General features: G+C 68.2%; 19 protein-coding genes and 1 pseudogene. 12 read left to right on the forward strand and 8 right to left on the reverse strand.

What is annotated here, in order from left to right:
- Positions 1-22: 22 nt before the first annotated feature.
- The 3 genes from NB3_RS08010 (at position 23) to NB3_RS08020 (ending at position 3,410) form a co-directional block, all read left to right on the forward strand.
- On the forward strand, positions 23-1,060 hold the full coding sequence (locus NB3_RS08010; RefSeq protein WP_067799504.1) for a cupin domain-containing protein: 1,038 nt from the start codon (positions 23-25) through the stop codon (positions 1,058-1,060).
- Between the two features lie 110 nt (positions 1,061-1,170).
- A complete protein-coding gene (locus NB3_RS08015) occupies positions 1,171-2,802 on the forward strand; it encodes an FAD-binding oxidoreductase (RefSeq protein ID WP_067798890.1) in 1,632 nt (543 codons plus the stop codon).
- A complete protein-coding gene (locus tag NB3_RS08020) occupies positions 2,799-3,410 on the forward strand; it encodes a TetR/AcrR family transcriptional regulator (protein WP_084485977.1) in 612 nt (203 codons plus the stop codon). The genes NB3_RS08015 and NB3_RS08020 overlap by 4 nt, the downstream gene beginning before the upstream one ends.
- A 6-nt stretch (positions 3,411-3,416) precedes the next feature.
- On the opposite strand, the gene NB3_RS08025 is transcribed toward NB3_RS08020, so the two are convergent.
- Positions 3,417-4,064 (reverse strand): nitroreductase family protein, encoded by a 648-nt coding sequence (locus tag NB3_RS08025; RefSeq protein WP_067799510.1) that lies wholly within the window; start codon positions 4,062-4,064, stop codon positions 3,417-3,419.
- Positions 4,065-4,177: 113 nt separating this feature from the next.
- Between NB3_RS08025 and NB3_RS08030 the strand changes: the two genes are divergently transcribed.
- Complete coding sequence (locus tag NB3_RS08030; protein ID WP_067798893.1) at positions 4,178-4,639, forward strand: MarR family winged helix-turn-helix transcriptional regulator; 462 nt, start codon at positions 4,178-4,180, stop codon at positions 4,637-4,639.
- Positions 4,640-4,661: 22 nt separating this feature from the next.
- Here NB3_RS08030 and NB3_RS08035 read toward each other — a convergent pair whose 3' ends face one another.
- Both NB3_RS08035 and NB3_RS08040 read right to left on the reverse strand, forming a co-directional pair.
- Positions 4,662-5,630 (reverse strand): TIGR03557 family F420-dependent LLM class oxidoreductase, encoded by a 969-nt coding sequence (locus NB3_RS08035; protein ID WP_067799513.1) that lies wholly within the window; start codon positions 5,628-5,630, stop codon positions 4,662-4,664.
- A gap of 143 nt (positions 5,631-5,773) precedes the next feature.
- On the reverse strand, positions 5,774-6,550 hold the full coding sequence (locus tag NB3_RS08040; RefSeq protein ID WP_157111625.1) for an MHYT domain-containing protein: 777 nt from the start codon (positions 6,548-6,550) through the stop codon (positions 5,774-5,776).
- A 642-nt stretch (positions 6,551-7,192) separates the two neighbouring features.
- Between NB3_RS08040 and NB3_RS08045 the strand changes: the two genes are divergently transcribed.
- Complete coding sequence (locus NB3_RS08045) at positions 7,193-7,723, forward strand: hypothetical protein (RefSeq protein WP_067798896.1); 531 nt, start codon at positions 7,193-7,195, stop codon at positions 7,721-7,723.
- 68 nt (positions 7,724-7,791) lie between these two features.
- Positions 7,792-8,913 carry a CapA family protein gene (locus NB3_RS08050; RefSeq protein ID WP_067798899.1) on the forward strand — a complete coding sequence of 374 codons (1,122 nt, stop codon included), beginning with the start codon at positions 7,792-7,794 and terminating at the stop codon, positions 8,911-8,913.
- On the opposite strand, the pseudogene NB3_RS08055 reads toward NB3_RS08050, so the two are convergent.
- Positions 8,894-9,541, reverse strand: a pseudogene (locus tag NB3_RS08055) (dienelactone hydrolase family protein); the annotation flags it as partial. The gene NB3_RS08050 and the pseudogene NB3_RS08055 sit on opposite strands and share 20 nt — an antisense overlap.
- A 128-nt stretch (positions 9,542-9,669) precedes the next feature.
- The gene (locus NB3_RS08060; protein WP_067798902.1) at positions 9,670-10,461 is read right to left on the reverse strand and encodes a hypothetical protein; all 792 of its coding nucleotides are present in this window, start codon (positions 10,459-10,461) and stop codon (positions 9,670-9,672) included.
- Positions 10,462-10,945: 484 nt separating this feature from the next.
- On the opposite strand from NB3_RS08060, the gene NB3_RS34875 reads away from it, so the two are divergent.
- The 3 genes from NB3_RS34875 (at position 10,946) to NB3_RS34880 (ending at position 12,571) form a co-directional block, all read left to right on the forward strand.
- Complete coding sequence (locus NB3_RS34875; protein WP_157111629.1) at positions 10,946-11,116, forward strand: hypothetical protein; 171 nt, start codon at positions 10,946-10,948, stop codon at positions 11,114-11,116.
- 258 nt (positions 11,117-11,374) lie between these two features.
- A complete protein-coding gene (locus NB3_RS08065) occupies positions 11,375-12,133 on the forward strand; it encodes an SDR family oxidoreductase (protein WP_067798905.1) in 759 nt (252 codons plus the stop codon).
- A gap of 264 nt (positions 12,134-12,397) precedes the next feature.
- Positions 12,398-12,571: a hypothetical protein gene (locus NB3_RS34880; RefSeq protein ID WP_157111631.1), complete on the forward strand. Its 174-nt coding sequence runs from the start codon at positions 12,398-12,400 to the stop codon at positions 12,569-12,571.
- Positions 12,572-12,643: 72 nt separating this feature from the next.
- On the opposite strand, the gene NB3_RS08070 is transcribed toward NB3_RS34880, so the two are convergent.
- Complete coding sequence (locus NB3_RS08070; protein WP_067798908.1) at positions 12,644-12,925, reverse strand: hypothetical protein; 282 nt, start codon at positions 12,923-12,925, stop codon at positions 12,644-12,646.
- Positions 12,926-13,099: 174 nt separating this feature from the next.
- On the opposite strand from NB3_RS08070, the gene NB3_RS08075 reads away from it, so the two are divergent.
- Complete coding sequence (locus tag NB3_RS08075; RefSeq protein ID WP_067798910.1) at positions 13,100-13,384, forward strand: ANTAR domain-containing protein; 285 nt, start codon at positions 13,100-13,102, stop codon at positions 13,382-13,384.
- Positions 13,385-13,393: 9 nt separating this feature from the next.
- Here the strand turns inward: NB3_RS08075 and NB3_RS08080 are convergent, their stop codons facing one another.
- Positions 13,394-14,158 carry a trans-aconitate 2-methyltransferase gene (locus tag NB3_RS08080; RefSeq protein ID WP_067798912.1) on the reverse strand — a complete coding sequence of 255 codons (765 nt, stop codon included), beginning with the start codon at positions 14,156-14,158 and terminating at the stop codon, positions 13,394-13,396.
- 58 nt (positions 14,159-14,216) lie between these two features.
- Positions 14,217-15,410 carry a GNAT family N-acetyltransferase gene (locus NB3_RS08085; RefSeq protein ID WP_067798913.1) on the reverse strand — a complete coding sequence of 398 codons (1,194 nt, stop codon included), beginning with the start codon at positions 15,408-15,410 and terminating at the stop codon, positions 14,217-14,219.
- A gap of 111 nt (positions 15,411-15,521) precedes the next feature.
- Between NB3_RS08085 and NB3_RS08090 the strand changes: the two genes are divergently transcribed.
- Positions 15,522-15,713 carry a hypothetical protein gene (locus NB3_RS08090; protein ID WP_067798915.1) on the forward strand — a complete coding sequence of 64 codons (192 nt, stop codon included), beginning with the start codon at positions 15,522-15,524 and terminating at the stop codon, positions 15,711-15,713.
- A gap of 74 nt (positions 15,714-15,787) precedes the next feature.
- Positions 15,788-16,234 carry a nuclear transport factor 2 family protein gene (locus tag NB3_RS08095; protein WP_067798918.1) on the forward strand — a complete coding sequence of 149 codons (447 nt, stop codon included), beginning with the start codon at positions 15,788-15,790 and terminating at the stop codon, positions 16,232-16,234.
- Positions 16,235-16,246: the final 12 nt, after the last annotated feature.

Genomic DNA, 16,246 nt, shown 5'->3' on the forward strand with positions numbered 1-16,246 from the left:
CGACCGCGAGCGAGGAGCAACCGTGCAGACACCATCGATCCATGTCGCCTCCCTGCGCGAGGGCGAGCAGATCCACCGCAGCGAACTCGGCTCGCTCACCCGGCTCACCGCCGACAGCTTCCCGATCCTCAGTGGGCTGTCGATCAAACGCCTCACCCTCGCGCCGGGCGCGATCCGCGAACCGCACTGGCACGCCAACGCCACCGAGCTCACCTATTGCACCGCGGGACTGGCACTGGTCTCGGTCCTGGACGACGGCAGCAGATTCTCCTCGTTCCTGGTGCGTGCGGGCGAGATGTTCCACATCGACTCCGGCGCGCTGCACCACGTGGAGAACGTCGGCGATACCGAGGCCGAGTTCATCCTCGCCTTCCGCCACGAACGGCCGGAGGACTTCGGCTTCGGCGCGAGCCTCGGCGCGATGACCGATTCGGTGCTCGGCAACACCTACGACCTGCCCGCCGCGGACTTCGCGAAGATCCGGCGCGACACCACCGCCAAGCTCGTCGTGCGACGCGAGGGCGAGCCCGACATCCCGCCCACCGCCCACTACGGCGATCCGCACCACTTCGCGATCGAGGCGATGCCCGCGCCGGTGGACTCGCCGGTCGGTTCCGCGCGCACCGCCCGTGCCCAGTTCTGGCCGGCACTGCGCGATATCTCGATGTATTCGCTACGGGTGCGCGAAGACGGCATGCGCGAACCGCATTGGCATCCCGTGACCGCGGAGATGGGTTACGTCCATCGCGGCTCGGCGCGAATGACGATCATGGATCCGGACGGCACCCTGGACACCTACACCGTGCGGGAAGGCGAGGTGTACTTCGTTCCGCGCGCCTACCCGCACCACATCGAAGTCGTCGACTCCCCCGAGATCCACTTGCTGATCTTCTTCGACCAGCCCACCCCCGCCGACATCGGCTACCGCGCCTCGATGAGCGCGTACTCCCGGAAAGTGCTCGCCGCGACATTCGGCGTCGCGCTCGACGAACTTCCCGACCTGCCCTTCACGCCGATCGATCCGTTGATCGTCACGCGTAACAACGCCCTCGCCCCGTAACCGCGTCCGAGACACCCGCCGCTACCTCGGACCACATCGCGCTCGAGCATTCCCCGCTGATTGATCATCAGGTAATTTACCTTCGAGTCAATTCGGCGAGGAGCGATGCGGTGGCGACGAGATCATGGTGGGGATGGGGCAACCGGGAAGACGCGGTGACCGGCGCCGAGCGGGAGAACCTCACCCGACGCGTGGCGGCACTCCTACCGGGAGCCGAGTTGGCCGTGCACGAGGCCCCGGATCTGACGTCGCTGCGCGTCCCCGCACCTCGCGTCCGGGTGCCGGACGCTCTGGCTCCCCTGGCTTCCGAGGAACTCGGCGATCGGGTGGCGCACGGCCACGGCCAGGCCTTCCGCGATGTGGTGCGCAATCTGCTCGGCCGCGTCGACCACGTGCCCGACCAGGTGTTGCGGCCACGCACCGAGCAAGACGTGCTCGACATCCTGGACTGGTGCGCGAGCGCCGACATCGCCGTGGTGCCCTTCGGCGGTGGAACGTCGGTGGTGGGCGGTGTCGAACCGCGCGAGGCCGACGCCTACGCCGGGTCCGTGTCGCTGGACACCGGCCGCCTGAATCGGATCGTCGAACTCGACCGCACCAGCCGGGCGGCACGGATCCAAGCGGGCATCCTCGGCCCTGCACTGGAGGCGGCCTTGCGACCGGACGGTCTGACGTTGCGGCACTTTCCGCAGTCGTTCGAGTTCTCCACGCTCGGTGGCTGGCTGGCCACCAGGGCTGGCGGACACTACGCGACCGTCTACACCCACATCGACGACATGGTCGAGTCGATGCGGGTGGTCACACCCGCGGGGATCAGCGAATCCCGCAGGCTGCCCGCGTCGGGGGCCGGTCCCTCACCCGATCGGTTGTTCCTCGGCTCGGAGGGCGCGCTCGGCGTCATCACCGAGGCGTGGATGCGGGTACAGGAACGTCCGCGCTGGCGGTCCGGGGCGTCGGTAATGTTCGGCGACTACCCAGCGGCCGTGGCCGCGACGCGCGCCATCGCCCAGGCCGCGTTGTACCCGGCGAACTGCAGGCTGCTGGATCCGGTGGAGGCGTTCCTCAACGCGGGCACCGGCGCGGCGGGCGGTGTGCTCGTCCTCGGCTTCGAGTCCGCCGACCATCCCGTCGACGAGCCGATGCGCCGCGCGGTGCAGATCTGCCGCGAGCACGGCGGCGAGGTTCCGGACGGTGTCCGCACCACCGATGCGGCGGAGGACTCGGCCCGCACGGGCGCGGCCGACACCTGGCGCTCGGCGTTCCTGCGCATGCCCTACCAGCGCGACGCGCTCGCCGCGCAATCCATGATCGTGGAGACCTTCGAAACAGCGTGCACCTGGGACCGTTTCGACGCCCTGCGGGCGGCCGTGCAGGAAGCGACCACGTCCGCGTTCCGATCCGCCGGTGTGACCGGGGTGTCCACCTGCCGGTTCACCCATGTCTACCCGGACGGACCCGCGCCGTACTTCGGCGTCTACGCCGCGGGCCGGTGGGGGCGGACCGTCGAGCAATGGGACGAGATCAAGACCGCCGTATCGGAGGCGCTGCACAGCAACGGCGCGACCATCACGCACCATCACGCCGTCGGCCGCGACCACCGCCCGTGGTACGACCGCCAGCGCCCGGACCCGTTCGCCGCCGCGCTGCGGGCGGCCAAGTCGGCGCTCGACCCCGCGGACATTCTCAATCCCGGCGTGCTGATCGACCCGGTCGCTCACCGGCCCGCGCGGGAGGACCGGTGAGCAGGCCGGGCACCAAGGGTGTGCCGCGCGAGCGGAGGGAGGAGCAGATTCTCGACATCGCGACCACCGAGTTCGGCGAACGCGGCTACGCCAAGGCTTCGGTCGCCGAGATCGCCTCGGCGGCAGGTGTTTCCAAGCCGCTCGTGTACGCGTACTTCGGCTCACGCGACGGTCTGCACGCGGCTTGCGTGCACCGCGCCGGGAAGGGACTGGTGGACGCGGTCGCGGCAGCGCAGTCAGCGCACGGCGCACACGACCGTGCGCTGGCGACACTGACCGGGATCTTCCGCGCGCTCGACGGGCGCACGCAGAACTGGAAGATCGTCTACGACCCCACACTGCCGCGTGCGAGTGCGGCCTTCGCGGTGGCCCGGCACTATCAGGACGCCTTGAACGGCATGGGCTCGGCCGGGGTGTCGGAAGTTCTGGCCGATGCGGGCATCACCGACCCCGCCGATCACTCACTGCTGCTTGCGCTGTGGTTCAGCGTCGTGTCCACCACCATCTCCTGGTGGAGCGATCATCCCGGCCATACGCCCGACGACATGACCCAGCGCTGCCTGCGCCTGTTCACCACGATCCGCGCGACGGCCGCCCCACGGACCTGACCGTGCTCACCATTCGTTCCAGTGCAGAACCTGCTCGCGGGCAACACGTTTCGCGGGACGGAAGTCGGTGCCGATGGTGAAGGCGAGCGGGAGGAACGCCGCCAGCATGATCTTCTCGTAGGGCACGCCGAGCGCGTCGGCGAGTTCGCGCTCCAGCGGCGCGTGCGCGGTGGTCCACACCGTGCCGAGGCCACGGGCACGAGCGGCGAGCATGAAACTCCAGACCGCGGGAAGGATGGAGCCCCAGGTCATCGACTGTTCCAGCACCCCGGCGCGGTCGGTGCGGCCTTCCACGGCGGGAATCACGAAGGCCGGCACCCGATGAATGTTGTCGTACAGGTGCTGGAAGCCCTCACCGATCCGTCGCATGGACGCGGGATGAGCGGACATGCGCCGCACGTCGGCGGGCGTGAGCGGCTGTCCACCCGCGACGTGCACCGCGCGGCGGAAGATATCGGCGACAACCGCGCGTCGCGCGTCGTCGGTGACGACCAGGAAGTGCCAGCGCTGACGATTGCGCCCGGTCGGCGCCTGGGTCGCCAGATCGACGCATTCCTCGATCAGTCCGCGCGGCACCGGCCGGGTGAAGTCGAGACGTTTGCGCACAGCGCGCGTCGTGGACAGAACTTCGTCCGCGGAAAGGTGCAACGACATCGGGCCCATCCATCTTCTCGAAAACAGTCTGTGTACAGATGATCTGTGACAGTACGGTTTGTTCGATCTGGCGTCAAACGATCTTCCGACAGACGATTTGCTAAGCTGCGTCGATGCCGAGCAGGACCGATCACGCACAGGGCGAGTACCTGCAGAGGCTCGCCACAGAGCGCCCGGACATCGCCCTGTGCCGGGTCTCCTCCCTCGTCGCCCGCGCCGCCGAGACGCACGCGCAGCAGCAGGGCCTCGGCGTCGGCCAGCATCTGGTGCTGAAGATGCTGGCCGATGTCGGCCCGCGCTCGCAGCGAGTACTCGGCGAGGCACTGCGCATCGACCGCAGCGTGATGGTCGGCATCGCCGACGACCTCGAGGCAGCGGGGTACGTCCGGCGGGAACGCGATCCCGCCGACCGGCGGGCCTATGCGGTGACGATCACCGAGGCCGGGCAGCAGGCGCTGGCGAGTGCCGAGAAGACGGTGCCCGACTACCTGCGCCGCACTTTCGCCGTTCTCGAGCCGGAGGAGCGTGCGCAGCTCGTCCGGCTGCTCGGCAAGCTGCTGCTCGCCGCGAGCTGAGAATCTCGTACCGGCGCGGGCGTCAGGCGCTCGGCGTCAATGCGCGCAGCGGCTTGTCGAGTTCCCGGCGGTAGAAGTCGAAGAACCCGTCGGGGTCGGGGCCGGCGTTCTGCATCACGAGATGGTCGAAGCCGGCCTCGGCGTATTGCTCGGCGGCGTCGAGGTAGCGGGCGGGGTCCGGACCACAGGCGAAGTTGTCGAGGATGTCCTCGAGCCGGACGGTGGTGGTCGCCGCGGCGAAATTGACCGGGTTCGGCAACTCGCTCATCACCTTCCATCCGGTCACGGCCCAGCGACTCGTGTCGAGCGCGGCCTTCGCGGCCGTCTCCTCGTCGGGCGCCCAGGCCATGCCGACTTCCGCGTACCGGGGTCCCGCGCCGCCCGCCGCGCGATAGCACTCGACGATGTCCGGCTCCGGCTCGGTGGCGAACAGGCCGTCGCCGAGTTCGGCGGCGATGCGGGCGGCGTCCGGCCCGCCGCCTGCGACGGCGATCGGCGGCAGCGTCTCGGGCAGATCGAAGACGCGAGCCTCCGAGAGGGAAAGGAACTCTCCGTCATAGGACTGGTAGCCGCCGCTCCAGAGCAAGCGGATGATCTCGATGGCCTCGCGCAGCATGCGATGCCGGATGCGCACGGACGGGAATTCCCGGCCGACGACATGCTCGTTGAGGCGTTCACCCGAACCGACACCGAGCGTGAAGCGGTTGTCCGACAAGATCGCCAGGGTGGCCGCCGCCTGCGCGATGATCGCGGGGTGGTATCGCAGGATGGGGCAGGTCACGCCGGTCGCCAGTTCGATCCGTTCGGTCTTCGCCGCGATGGTGCCGAGCACGGTCCAGGCGAACGGCGAATGGCCCTGGTTGTCCAGCCAGGGATGGAAGTGATCGCTGATCTCGACGAAATCGAACCCCGCCTCTTCCGCTCGAATCGCTTGCCGGACAAGCTCGTTCGGACCGAATGCCTCGGCCGCCAGTTTGTACCCGATGCGCATCGCCACCTCCTGGTTCGACGGGGAGCGGCCGGTCACCGCACGAACCGGCTCTCGGCGCGCGTACCCGGCAGGCGGCGGCGAAAACGTCCAGGTCGTCCGGCTCCGGTCGTCCCCGATCGAAGGCGGGGCGGCGCGCCGTCGGCTCAGTCCCTGGTCGGCCAGTAACTGGCCGCGTGCCTGCCCTGTGGAACATAGGTGTTCTCGTCGTCGACTTCGGTGACACCCAGATGCAGCAGTAGCAGCACCGTCACCAGGCTGATGCTCACGATCAGCGGGGTGAGCAGCTGCGTCGCGCCCGCCCCCGAGGGCGCGTGCATGTGCTCGGCCTCGTGCACGTGCATCGCGAACATGCCCGTGTAGTGCATACCGGACACCGCGACACCCATGACCAGCGCCGCGCCCACAGTGACGACCGTGCTGCGGGTGTGCAGCGTGAACCACAACGCGGCGGTGGCCGCGACCACGGCGATCACCATGGACAGCGCGACGATCCGTCCGTCGTAGCCGATCGTCGCGTCGGATTTCATGGCGTACATGCCCGCGTAGTGCATCGCCCCGACGCCGAGACCGGTGATGCCGCCGCCGGCCAGCAATCCCACCGCCCCCAGCGCTCGCTGGTGGGCGATGCGCAGTCCGATCCACACGACCGTGATGGCGATCAACGCGCTGATCAGAGTGAGCGGAACGTCGTACCGGATTGTCGCGCCCTCGATGGCGAAGCCGAGCATGGCGATGAAGTGCATGACCCAGATGCCGGTGCCGCCGATCGCGATCGCCGCGGCGATCAGCCAGCCGTCACGTGCGGTACCGGTGCGCGACCTGGCCACGCAGCGGAGTCCCAGCAATGATCCGGTGAACGACATGACATAGGCGACGATGGGCGTTAGCCATCCGTGGCTGAAGTGATCGATTTCCAGCACGCGACACTCCCTCGCTGGATAGATTCGGACATCACGGGCAGTAAGCCCGAATCTCACATAGTGAAACTGCAGGTAGATAGTTTAGAGTACTACTATCCTCTTTAAAAACATAGGACGAGTTCCGACTAGCGGGAAGTGTGCTGCCAGGCCCCCGAATTGAGCGGGCCTTCGATCCCAGCCCGCCGATTCGGGCGTCGTATCAACCGATAGCTAGCCGCTGGCTTCCGTAGGGCGACAGCCCGGGGCCCATCTGTCGAACACAAGCGGCGCGCAAGAGTGCGCAATGCGGTCGGACACCCGCTGCACGTGCAATGCGATGGTGGACACGCCAGCTGAGGCCGTTTCGGCGAACACGGCTCGGCACAATCACAGTTAACGCCGGAGAAGGCGGCGCCCGCGTCGACATCTCTCCCGAGCGGACCCCTGGCGGCACGACGCTTGCCGCGCCTCCGATTCGCCGGGGCCCGCCTCTACGGGCGACGCGAACGGGATGATCGAGACGTCGCTTCCAGCGCTCCTACCGCAGCGCGGCAAGCGAATCCCGATGGCGGCGGACGCCGGATCCCGCCCGATCCGCGACATCTGGCGAACTTTCAGCGTTTCTTGATATGTCTCACCTGGGTAACGGCGTATGGTCGCGCTATGCCGACAGTGACGTCGATCGACACCGGAGCCGAACACCTCGCCTGCTGGGTCACCGTCGTCGGGCAACGCCTCAACGGCTTGCCGACAGCAAACCCGCATATCCAGCTCGCCCACGCCATGAGCGGCTTCCTCGCGATCGGTCGGGCGAGCATGGCCCTGCTGACCACGTCCGCCAATCCCACCGATATCCGCGATCACGATCTGGTCTTCGAGATCACGGCCGACGCGGAACGCTGGCTCACCGACGCGGCGACCGAATCGGTCGTCAACGAGATCACCGACCGAGGCGAGCACATTCAGCGCTATCTCAGCCCCGCCGCACTCGACACCGTCGCGAAAGCTCGGCTGCGGCGCTGCGCGCAGGCGACGGCCATCCACACCCGCGATCTGCTGACCGGGATCGACGCGGATCCGTCCGCGTCGGAGGAGATCCGGGATCTGGCCCGTGATCTCGCCGCCCGCGCGAACGTCATCGCCACGGTCTACGCCGACGATCCGCAACAGCTGCTCTCGATGTCCAGGAGGTGACCCCGGTCGCCGGGCCGCCGTGGCAACCGGGCACGTGACCCGCACACCGCGTTCCCATCGAGACCGCGATGATCGACAATGGTGTCATGACGACGGTGCTGCTCGGCGGCGACGTCATGCTGGGACGGGGTGTGGACCAGATCCTGCCGCATCCCGGTGACCCGAGGCTGCGTGAACGATACGTTCACGACGCGCGAACCTACGTCGAGCTGGCCGAGCGCGCGCACGGGGCGTTCGCTCACCCGGTCGGATACCGGCATGTGTGGGGCGATGTCCTGCCGCTGCTCGCCCGGCTCGACCCCGAGGTGCGGTTGCTCAACCTGGAGACGTCGATCACCGCCGACGGGATGTTCGCCCCCGCGAAGGGCATTCATTACCGGATGCATCCGGACAACCTGCCCGCGTTGACCGCCATCGCACCGGTGGTCTGCGCGCTGGCCAACAATCACGTGCTCGATTTCGGGATGCCCGGACTGGCCGACACCATCGAAGCGCTCGACGCCGCCCATATCGGCCGCGCCGGAGCGGGCGCCGACCTGGCAGACGCGCGTGCCCCCGCCACGGTGGAACTCGCCGACGGCCGCCGCGTGGTGATCGTCTCGGTCGCCGCCGGATCCAGTGGCGTCCCGGAATCCTGGTCGGCTCGACGCGACCGGCCAGGGCTGTGGCGAGTGGGCTACTCCCCCGGCGCCGCTGCCGCCGACGATGTCGCCGCCGAGGTGGCGGCGCACAAGCGCGACAACGACATCGGCATCGTTTCGGTGCATTGGGGACCGAACTGGGGTTACGAGGTCACCCGCACCGAAACCCAGTTCGCACACCGATTGATCGACGCCGGAGTCGACCTGGTGCACGGGCACTCCGCGCATCATCCGCGTCCGATCGAGATCTACCGCGGCAAACCGATCCTCTACGGGTGCGGCGATGTCATCGACGACTACGAAGGCATCCGCGGCCACGAGCGATACCACACCGATCTGCATCCGCTGTATCTCGTGTCGGTCGATCGGAGCCCGGCGGAGGTCCGGTTGATTCCACTGCAGGTGCGGCACATGCGCCTGGAGTGGGCCCCGCACGCCGAAACCCGCTGGCTCTGCGCGAAGCTCGAGGACATCAGCCGCGATTTCGGCACCCGTGTGGCACCAGGAACCGATGATCTCCCCGAGGTGTTCAGTGCCGCACGACGGTGAGGTGGCGGTGGAACCACTGCGCCGCCGAGTCGGCGACCTGCTCGAGCGCACCGGGTTCCTCGAACAGGTGGGTCGCGCCGGGAACGATGTCCAGTTCGCTCGGACACGGCATCCGTAGCTGGGCCTCCCTATTCATCTCCAGCACCCATCTGTCGTTGCCACCCACGATGAGCAGGGTCGGCGCGCGTACCCCGCCCAGCCTCGGACCGGCCAGATCCGGACGGCCGCCACGGGAGACGACCGCCGCGATGTCGGCGCCCGGTTCGGTCGCCGCCCACAGCGCCGCGCCCGCGCCGGTGCTGGCGCCGAAATATCCGGTCGGCAGGCCACCGAGCTCCGGCCGCGTCCGCAGCCAGCGGGTCGCCTCGACCAGCCGATGCGCGAGCAAGGGGATGTCGAACACGCGGCCGCGGTCGCCTTCCTCCTCGACGGTCAGCAGGTCGACCAGCATCGTCGCGAAACCGGCCCGATTGAGGACCTCGGCGACGAACCGGTTTCGCGAACTGCGCCTGCCGCTCCCGCTGCCGTGCGCGAAGGCGATCAGCGCGGTGCGCTCCGGCGGGACAGCCAGCACCCCGGCCAGCCGGGCGTACTCCGACGGCACGATGACCTCTTCTGTCCGCGTCGGGGACCGGTGTGCGAACGGCATCGGACACCTCCTGCTCTCCGGCGTACCCGATCGAACCGGTCGTGCGCAAGAGGGGAAGGGCCTTCGTCCGCGCCTGGGCGCGGTGACATGGAGTGCTTCGGGCGGAGCTAGCCGGGCTCGCCGGGGGACGGCGACGGCCGCTCCGTTTCTTCGGATTCGGCGCGCTGCTCCGACGTCACGACCTGCACACGCAGCGGAAGACGGAACAGGTTGCCCGATCGGTTGCGGACCCACTGGGTGACGGCCGCGACGGCCGAGCCCAGGGAAGTCGCGCCCGCGATCAGCGCCCACGGCGTGAGCGTCGCCGAGGTGTAGGCGACCTGCCCGATGCCGGGCACGACGAGCCTGCCGTTGCCGAACGCCCAGTTCATCAACGATCCGATCTGTCCGCCCAGATCGTTCCTACGTCCGACCATCGCCTTCAGCTCGGCGCCCTTGCTGTTGATGTAGAGCACGGTGGACACCACGAACAGCGCGGCGACCACCGTGGCCAGCGTCGCCAGCCGATCGAGCGCCACGAGCCGCAGGCGCAGGTTCACCAGCACCGCGAAGATCGCGATGATGATCGCGGCGCAGGCCAGCAGTGCCCAGAAGCCGGTGATCTTGGCGCCGGGCGGCGCCGACCGCGACCAGACGTTGAGGAACCGCGTGGTGATCTCCATCCGGCCGAACGCGTTGGTGCTGACCTTGCCGTCGGCGCCCGCGGCGGTCAGCCACGGCTGGAACAGCAGCACGAGCGTCACCAGGCCACCGACCGCGGCCCACACATAGCCCCAGTGGCCGCGCAGTGCGGCCAGAATCGCCTTCGCCGGCACGACGGCGCCACTGGCCGCCCGGTTCTGCTGGGCGGAGCGGTCGTCTCGCGTTTCGTCCGACTGCCAGGGCGTTGGCTGCACCATTGCCTCAGTTTAGGGTCGCGTCACTGTCCGAATTCGGAGCCGGCTCACCGCCGGTGGGAAGTCCGCGAATAGAGATCCGGCGTGGCGGTCGCCGGAACGGTCCGAGTTCCGGTTACGATCCCCGTTACCAAACGCCGTCACGCCGCACCGAACCAATCACACAGCACCCGCCGGGGCGCCGGGATCGGGGACGAGCGGATCGCAGTACGACAAGGTCGACGACCGCCAGGTCTCCAATGGGCAAAGGCGACGCGACCGCATTTCGAAGCGCGCGATACGGGCATTTATAGGGCAGAAAGAAATCTGCCGGTACGTTATCCGGCCGAATCGGCTGCGGCTACCCCGAAAATAGCACCATCGGTGATCTTCCTGTGACGTACCGCCGGGGAACTTGACGTTTCCTTGCCTGGTGCTCACCCGCCTATGGGTGAAGCATGAAATCCGTGAGTCAGAGTTAGGTTTCATTCGAGTCGAAGGATGCGCAATGTCCACCAGAATCACGAAATTCGTCGCCGCGACCGCAATGGCCGCCTCCCTTGGCGTCATCGCCGCGCCCGCGGCCTCCGCCGAAACGACACCGTCGAACACTGCGACGCCGGTGTGGGGCTCCGTAGTGCTCTGCATTCCGCTCGGCAGCGCCGTCTGGTGCATCTGAGCACACCTGCTGTGCGGCCGAGCCGCGTTCCGGCGGGTCGCATTCCGACCGGAAGCCTTCGCCGGTTCCGCCGATCGGCGGCGCGCAAGGCATTCCGCCGCGTCTCGCGCACACCGACGTAAGGGAGGCAGAGCACCATAGTTGCCGCCGCACGTGGATCGACCGTTGCGGCGGCACCCTCACCACCGACTTTCCTGTGTCACACCCGTGGTCGCCGCTTCGTCCACTCACCGAACCAGTGACTCACAGGAGGTCGTCATGCGGATAGCTGTTGTCGGAGCGGGCGGGCGTATCGGTCGCGAAGTGACCGACGTACTGGAGGCCCAGGGCCATGAGGTCGTCGGGATCAGCCGATCCGCGGGGGTGGACGTCCATACCGGAAACGGCTTGGCGGGGGCGTTGGGCGGAGTGGACGTCGTGGTGGACGCGGTCAACGCGGCGACCACCGAGACCGAGGCGGTGACCGACTTCTTCCGGACCGTCGCGGGGAACGTGCAACGCGAGGCCGCCGCGGCCGGCGTGCGGCGGATCGTGCTCGTGTCGATCATCGGGATCGATCGATTCACGGCGGGGCATTACGCAGGCAAATCGGCCCACGAGCACGCCTACCTGGAAGGCCCGGTCCCGGTGCGAATCCTGCGGGCCGCCCAGTTCCACGAGTTCACCGAGATGATGCTGGACTGGACCACTCGCGGTGACACGGCCTACGTCCCGAAGTACCTCGCTCAGCTGGTCGCCGCCCGAACCGTCGCCGAGCACCTGGCGCAGCTGGCCGTGGCGGACGCCGCGCCCGAGCGGACCGAGATCGCGGGACCGCAGGAGTTGAGCCTGGCCGCGGCCGCCGCCGAGTCGGCCGCGCGACGAGGGGAACCGGCTCGGGTGGAGGAGATCATCGACACCGACGACCCGGATCACGAATTGCAGGCCACCGGCGCGCTCCTGCCCGGGCCGGAAGCGATCCTCGCCGGGCCGACGTTCCGGGAATGGCTCGATCACAAGTATCCGGCACAGCTGTGACCGGAAGCGCCCGAGATCGCCGCAGCGCTCGTACCGGTCACGAACCGGTGGAGACCGCAGGTAAATCGTTATGGCGCACGGAAATCCGCCCTGACGGCGCGATTCGCCGCCATGCGCCGGCCGCGTGGTGAATCAGCGGCGGCAGAGGGTGCTGCACCGCTTTTCCCGGTATTAGGATCGAGTCCTGCGAACAAGGACACAGCAGCCACTGACACTTCGACTGGATAGAGGTGCCCCGTGAGCAGGACGATTCGAATTCCCGCGGTGGAACTTGCCGATCATGTCGGCGAATCCGTCGTGGGATACGGCACGCTCACCCAAGCAGGAGTGGTCCAGCCGGGCGGTGACCTCGTGGTCGCGGTCTTCGGCGTGGAAACCAACCGGCGCGAAAAATCCTTTACGCCGGGCCAATTGGTCGAATTGGAGGTCACCGACTGACCGCGGCGGCCCGCTTCGGCCGACCGGCGGGCGGAGTGCGTGTTCCGCGCTCCGCCGCGCCGGCCGTCCGATTCAACCGATCAAAGCGTTCATGATCGTCCCGGCGCTGGTGGCGATGACGCCGCCGAGCATGCCGCCGGCGACCATCTTCGCCGACGCCAGTGGACCGCCGTTCCATTTTTCCCAAGCGAATTTCCCACCGGCGTAGGCGATTCCGGCAACTCCGGAGAGAATCACGAACCACGTGAAATACCGGAACAGTTGGAGGATTTTTTCCGAGTTCGGAGGGGCCTCGGGGACCGGGTCGTCCACCTGAGCCAGGAGAAGCGCTTCGACTGCCGCATGGATCGTCATTGATCTGTCTCCGTCGCGTATCCGCAGGGAAAGTTATACGCAATCGCTATGACGTTCGAAGTATCGCGATCCGCGCGGCTCGCGTCAACCCCCCGCCTGGCCGAGATCACCGCGCTGCCATCGTTCCTGCGCGCGTCGCCGTGTCAGACCGCCACGGGCGGGTAGTGCGTGCATGTGAGCTACATCGGTGAGGGTACGGCGGGCGGTGACCTCGACCCGGTGGCCGCGCGGGCGGTGATCGAACAAGCCAAAGGCGCGGTCATGCTGGTCTACGGTCTCGACGCCGACGAAGCGTTCGCCATCTTGCGCGTGCGCTCTCAGGAGACCAACACCAAATTGCGCGTGCTCGCCGCCAATGTGGCCGCCGAGCTCCCGTCGGTCGGCGTGCCCGCCGTGACCAGCGAGCTGCGCAGGCGAGTCGACCGGCTGCTTTCGACGGCACACGAGGAAGACCGGTGAGCGCCGAGACTACCGCTTCCTGGCGACGGCGAAGACGCGCCGGAAGGGCAGCCAGGTGGCGCCGTCGGCTCGCCGCGGATAGGCGCCGCGCAACAGGGGCGCCAGCTGCGCCGTGAATTCCTGCCACTGCGCGTCGTCGAGGGCGTCACGCACCGGTCGCAATGCCGTGCCCGTGACCCATTCGAGCACCGGATCCGCACCCGTCAAACGTTGCAGGTACGTCGTTTCCCAAGCGTCGACCGTCCCGCCCGCGGCGGCGAGCAGGTCGGCGTATCCGGCGGGATCGAGCACGGCCCTCGGCTCGAGGATGCCCGCTCGGGCGAGGCTGTCGCGCCACTCGTCGCGGGCGGCCACTTGACGGATCGCCCGGTGCGAGGGCGCGTCGAAATTCCCGGGCACCTGAACGGCCAGGAACGCCCCCGCGGGCAGCTGCCGCATCCACCGCGACAGCAGCTCCGCGTGCCCGGGCACCCAGTGCAGGACGGCGTTGCAGACCACGACATCGGTCTGCGCGCTCGGCTGCCAGTCCTGCACCGCCCCGAGCGTCGCATCGATGCCGCGTTCTCGTGCGGCGGCGACCATCTCCGGCGACGAGTCCAGCGCCTGCACGAGCGCCCCCGGCCAGCGCCGCGCCAGGACCGCCGTGAGATGCCCTGGGCCGCAGCCCAAATCCACCACCACCCGGGGTTCGGCCGCGGTGACCCGGCTCAGCAGGTCGAAGAACGGACGGGACCGGTGATCGTCGAACGCGAGGTACTGCTGGGGATCCCACATAGGCCACTCCGAGACTCGCTACCAAACCGTACGTACGTACTGTACGCCTGGCGCCCGCTCAGAAGAAGGTTCCCGAGAACGGCAACGACTCGATGGCGAACAGCGCGTCCGCGTCCGCGAGCGCCCCGGGGCGATGCTCGTCGACCCGCCCGGCGAAGGCCAGATCACGCCAGGTGGTTCCGCCCAGATAGACCGCGGCGAGATCCGCCACCCCCGTCGTGACGTCCGCGCTTTCCCGTACCCGCCGCACACCGTCGCCCGCGATCCGGTATCGGCCCGAGTTCGACGGCAAGATCGCGTCCACGACCTCGACCACCACCGCGGCGGCCTCGCGAAAGGCCCGCCCCGCCAGCGCTCGCCCCACATCGACCAGGCGCAACCAGGTCTCGTCCCTGGTCGACACCACGCGCAGCGCGCGTTCGTCGGTGAGCAGGTGCCGCAGCGGGCTGTCCAAGGCGACGAACGGGAACACGAAGGTGTCGACCAGGTCGATCGAGAGCAACCCGCGGATCAAGCCGCGATACGCCATCGGCGTCGTCGCGACGAAATCGTTGACCACCACTTGCTTTTCCGTGCGGGACAGCCAGCTCCTCGGATCGACCGGCTGGTACCGGACGAACCCGTCCTCGGCGCCCGCCGGGCCGTGGACCAGGCAGTAACTCGGCTCCGTGCTCAGCAATTCCTGCAACCGCCACCAGTATTCGGGGCGATCGACCGCGCCGGTCCAGGCGACGCCTGCCGTCGCGTAGATCTGCGGGAGCAGTTTCCACGCGGCGGCGCCGTCGACGAAACGCACCGGACCGCACGGCGCCACCGTGTCCCGCAGCCGGGCCCGACGCCGCTGCAATTCCACCCGCGCGAACGAACTGGCGATGCCGTAGCCGAACCGTTCGTAGATCCCGCCCTCCGAAGCACGCAACGTGGCGACCGTTTCGCCCCGCTCGGCGATGTCGGCGAGCTGACGGCGCAGCAACGCGGTGAGCGCGCCGCGGCGGGTGTGCGTCGGCAGCACTCCGACGTGGGTGACCGCCGCATGGGGCAGGCGAGCGCCGCCGGGAACGACCAGCCAGCTGGTATACGACTCCGCGGTGCCGATCAGTGCGCCATCGATGTAAGCGCCCAGCGTGCGGCCGGGCTCCGACAGCTCGGCGGTGGGCGTCAGCGGCGGCAAGCCCACCATGGCCGTGCGGAAAAGGGCGTTGGCGGAACGAATATCGTCCTCGGCGCGGAGGGTCTGCACGGCGACGGTCATGACTCGATCCTGCCCGAGCGCCGCGGCGGGCCGACCTGCGCGGACACCCTGGCCGGAAGTTTTCCCGTCCATCACGGTTTCGTAACGGACCGCCGTGGGTATCTCATAGCTATGACGGATTACCGACCAACCCGCATCGCCGGTGTGGAACCGGGAACCGGCGCGCTCGCTTTGACCACGTGCCTTGCCTTTTCGATCGGCATCGCCACGCTCACCCAATCGGCGCTCGCCACCCTCCTTGCCTGCCTGAGCATCGTGGCGGGGCTCACACTGGTGCTGAACATCCTGCCGCGCAAGGCCTGACGACACCCACCTTGCCTCGCACGCCGAAACCTGGTGGCATCTACCCGGGACATCGACGTCGATCGGAGGCAGGCATGCTGTCGTTGCAGGAGATTTCGGATCGACTCGAGATCGAAGACCTGATGGTGCGCTATTCGCACGCGGTCGACACCCGGCAGTGGGACCTGCTGGACGAGATCTTCACCCCCGACGCGCACATCGACTACTCGGCCATGGGCGGCTCGGTGGGCGATCTGGCGGCGACGAAGCGATTCCTGGCCTCGGTCCTGCCGAACTTCCCCGCCTTCCAACATCTGATCAGCAACTCGTCCACCCGAGTCGACGGCGACACCGCCACCGGGCGCACGATGTGCCACAACCCGATGCTCGTCTCCGGCGGCGACGGCCCGCCGACGATGATGCTGTGCGGCCTCTGGTACCTGGACACGTTCGTCCGCGTGGACGGACAGTGGCGGATCAAAGAGCGCGTCGAGGAGAAGAGCTTCCTCTTCGTCGCACCCTCCGCGCCCGGTACGGCCTGAGGCGCTCGATCC

The sequence above is a fragment of the Nocardia beijingensis NBRC 16342 genome, assembly GCF_001612785.1.
Taxonomy (GTDB): domain Bacteria; phylum Actinomycetota; class Actinomycetes; order Mycobacteriales; family Mycobacteriaceae; genus Nocardia; species Nocardia beijingensis.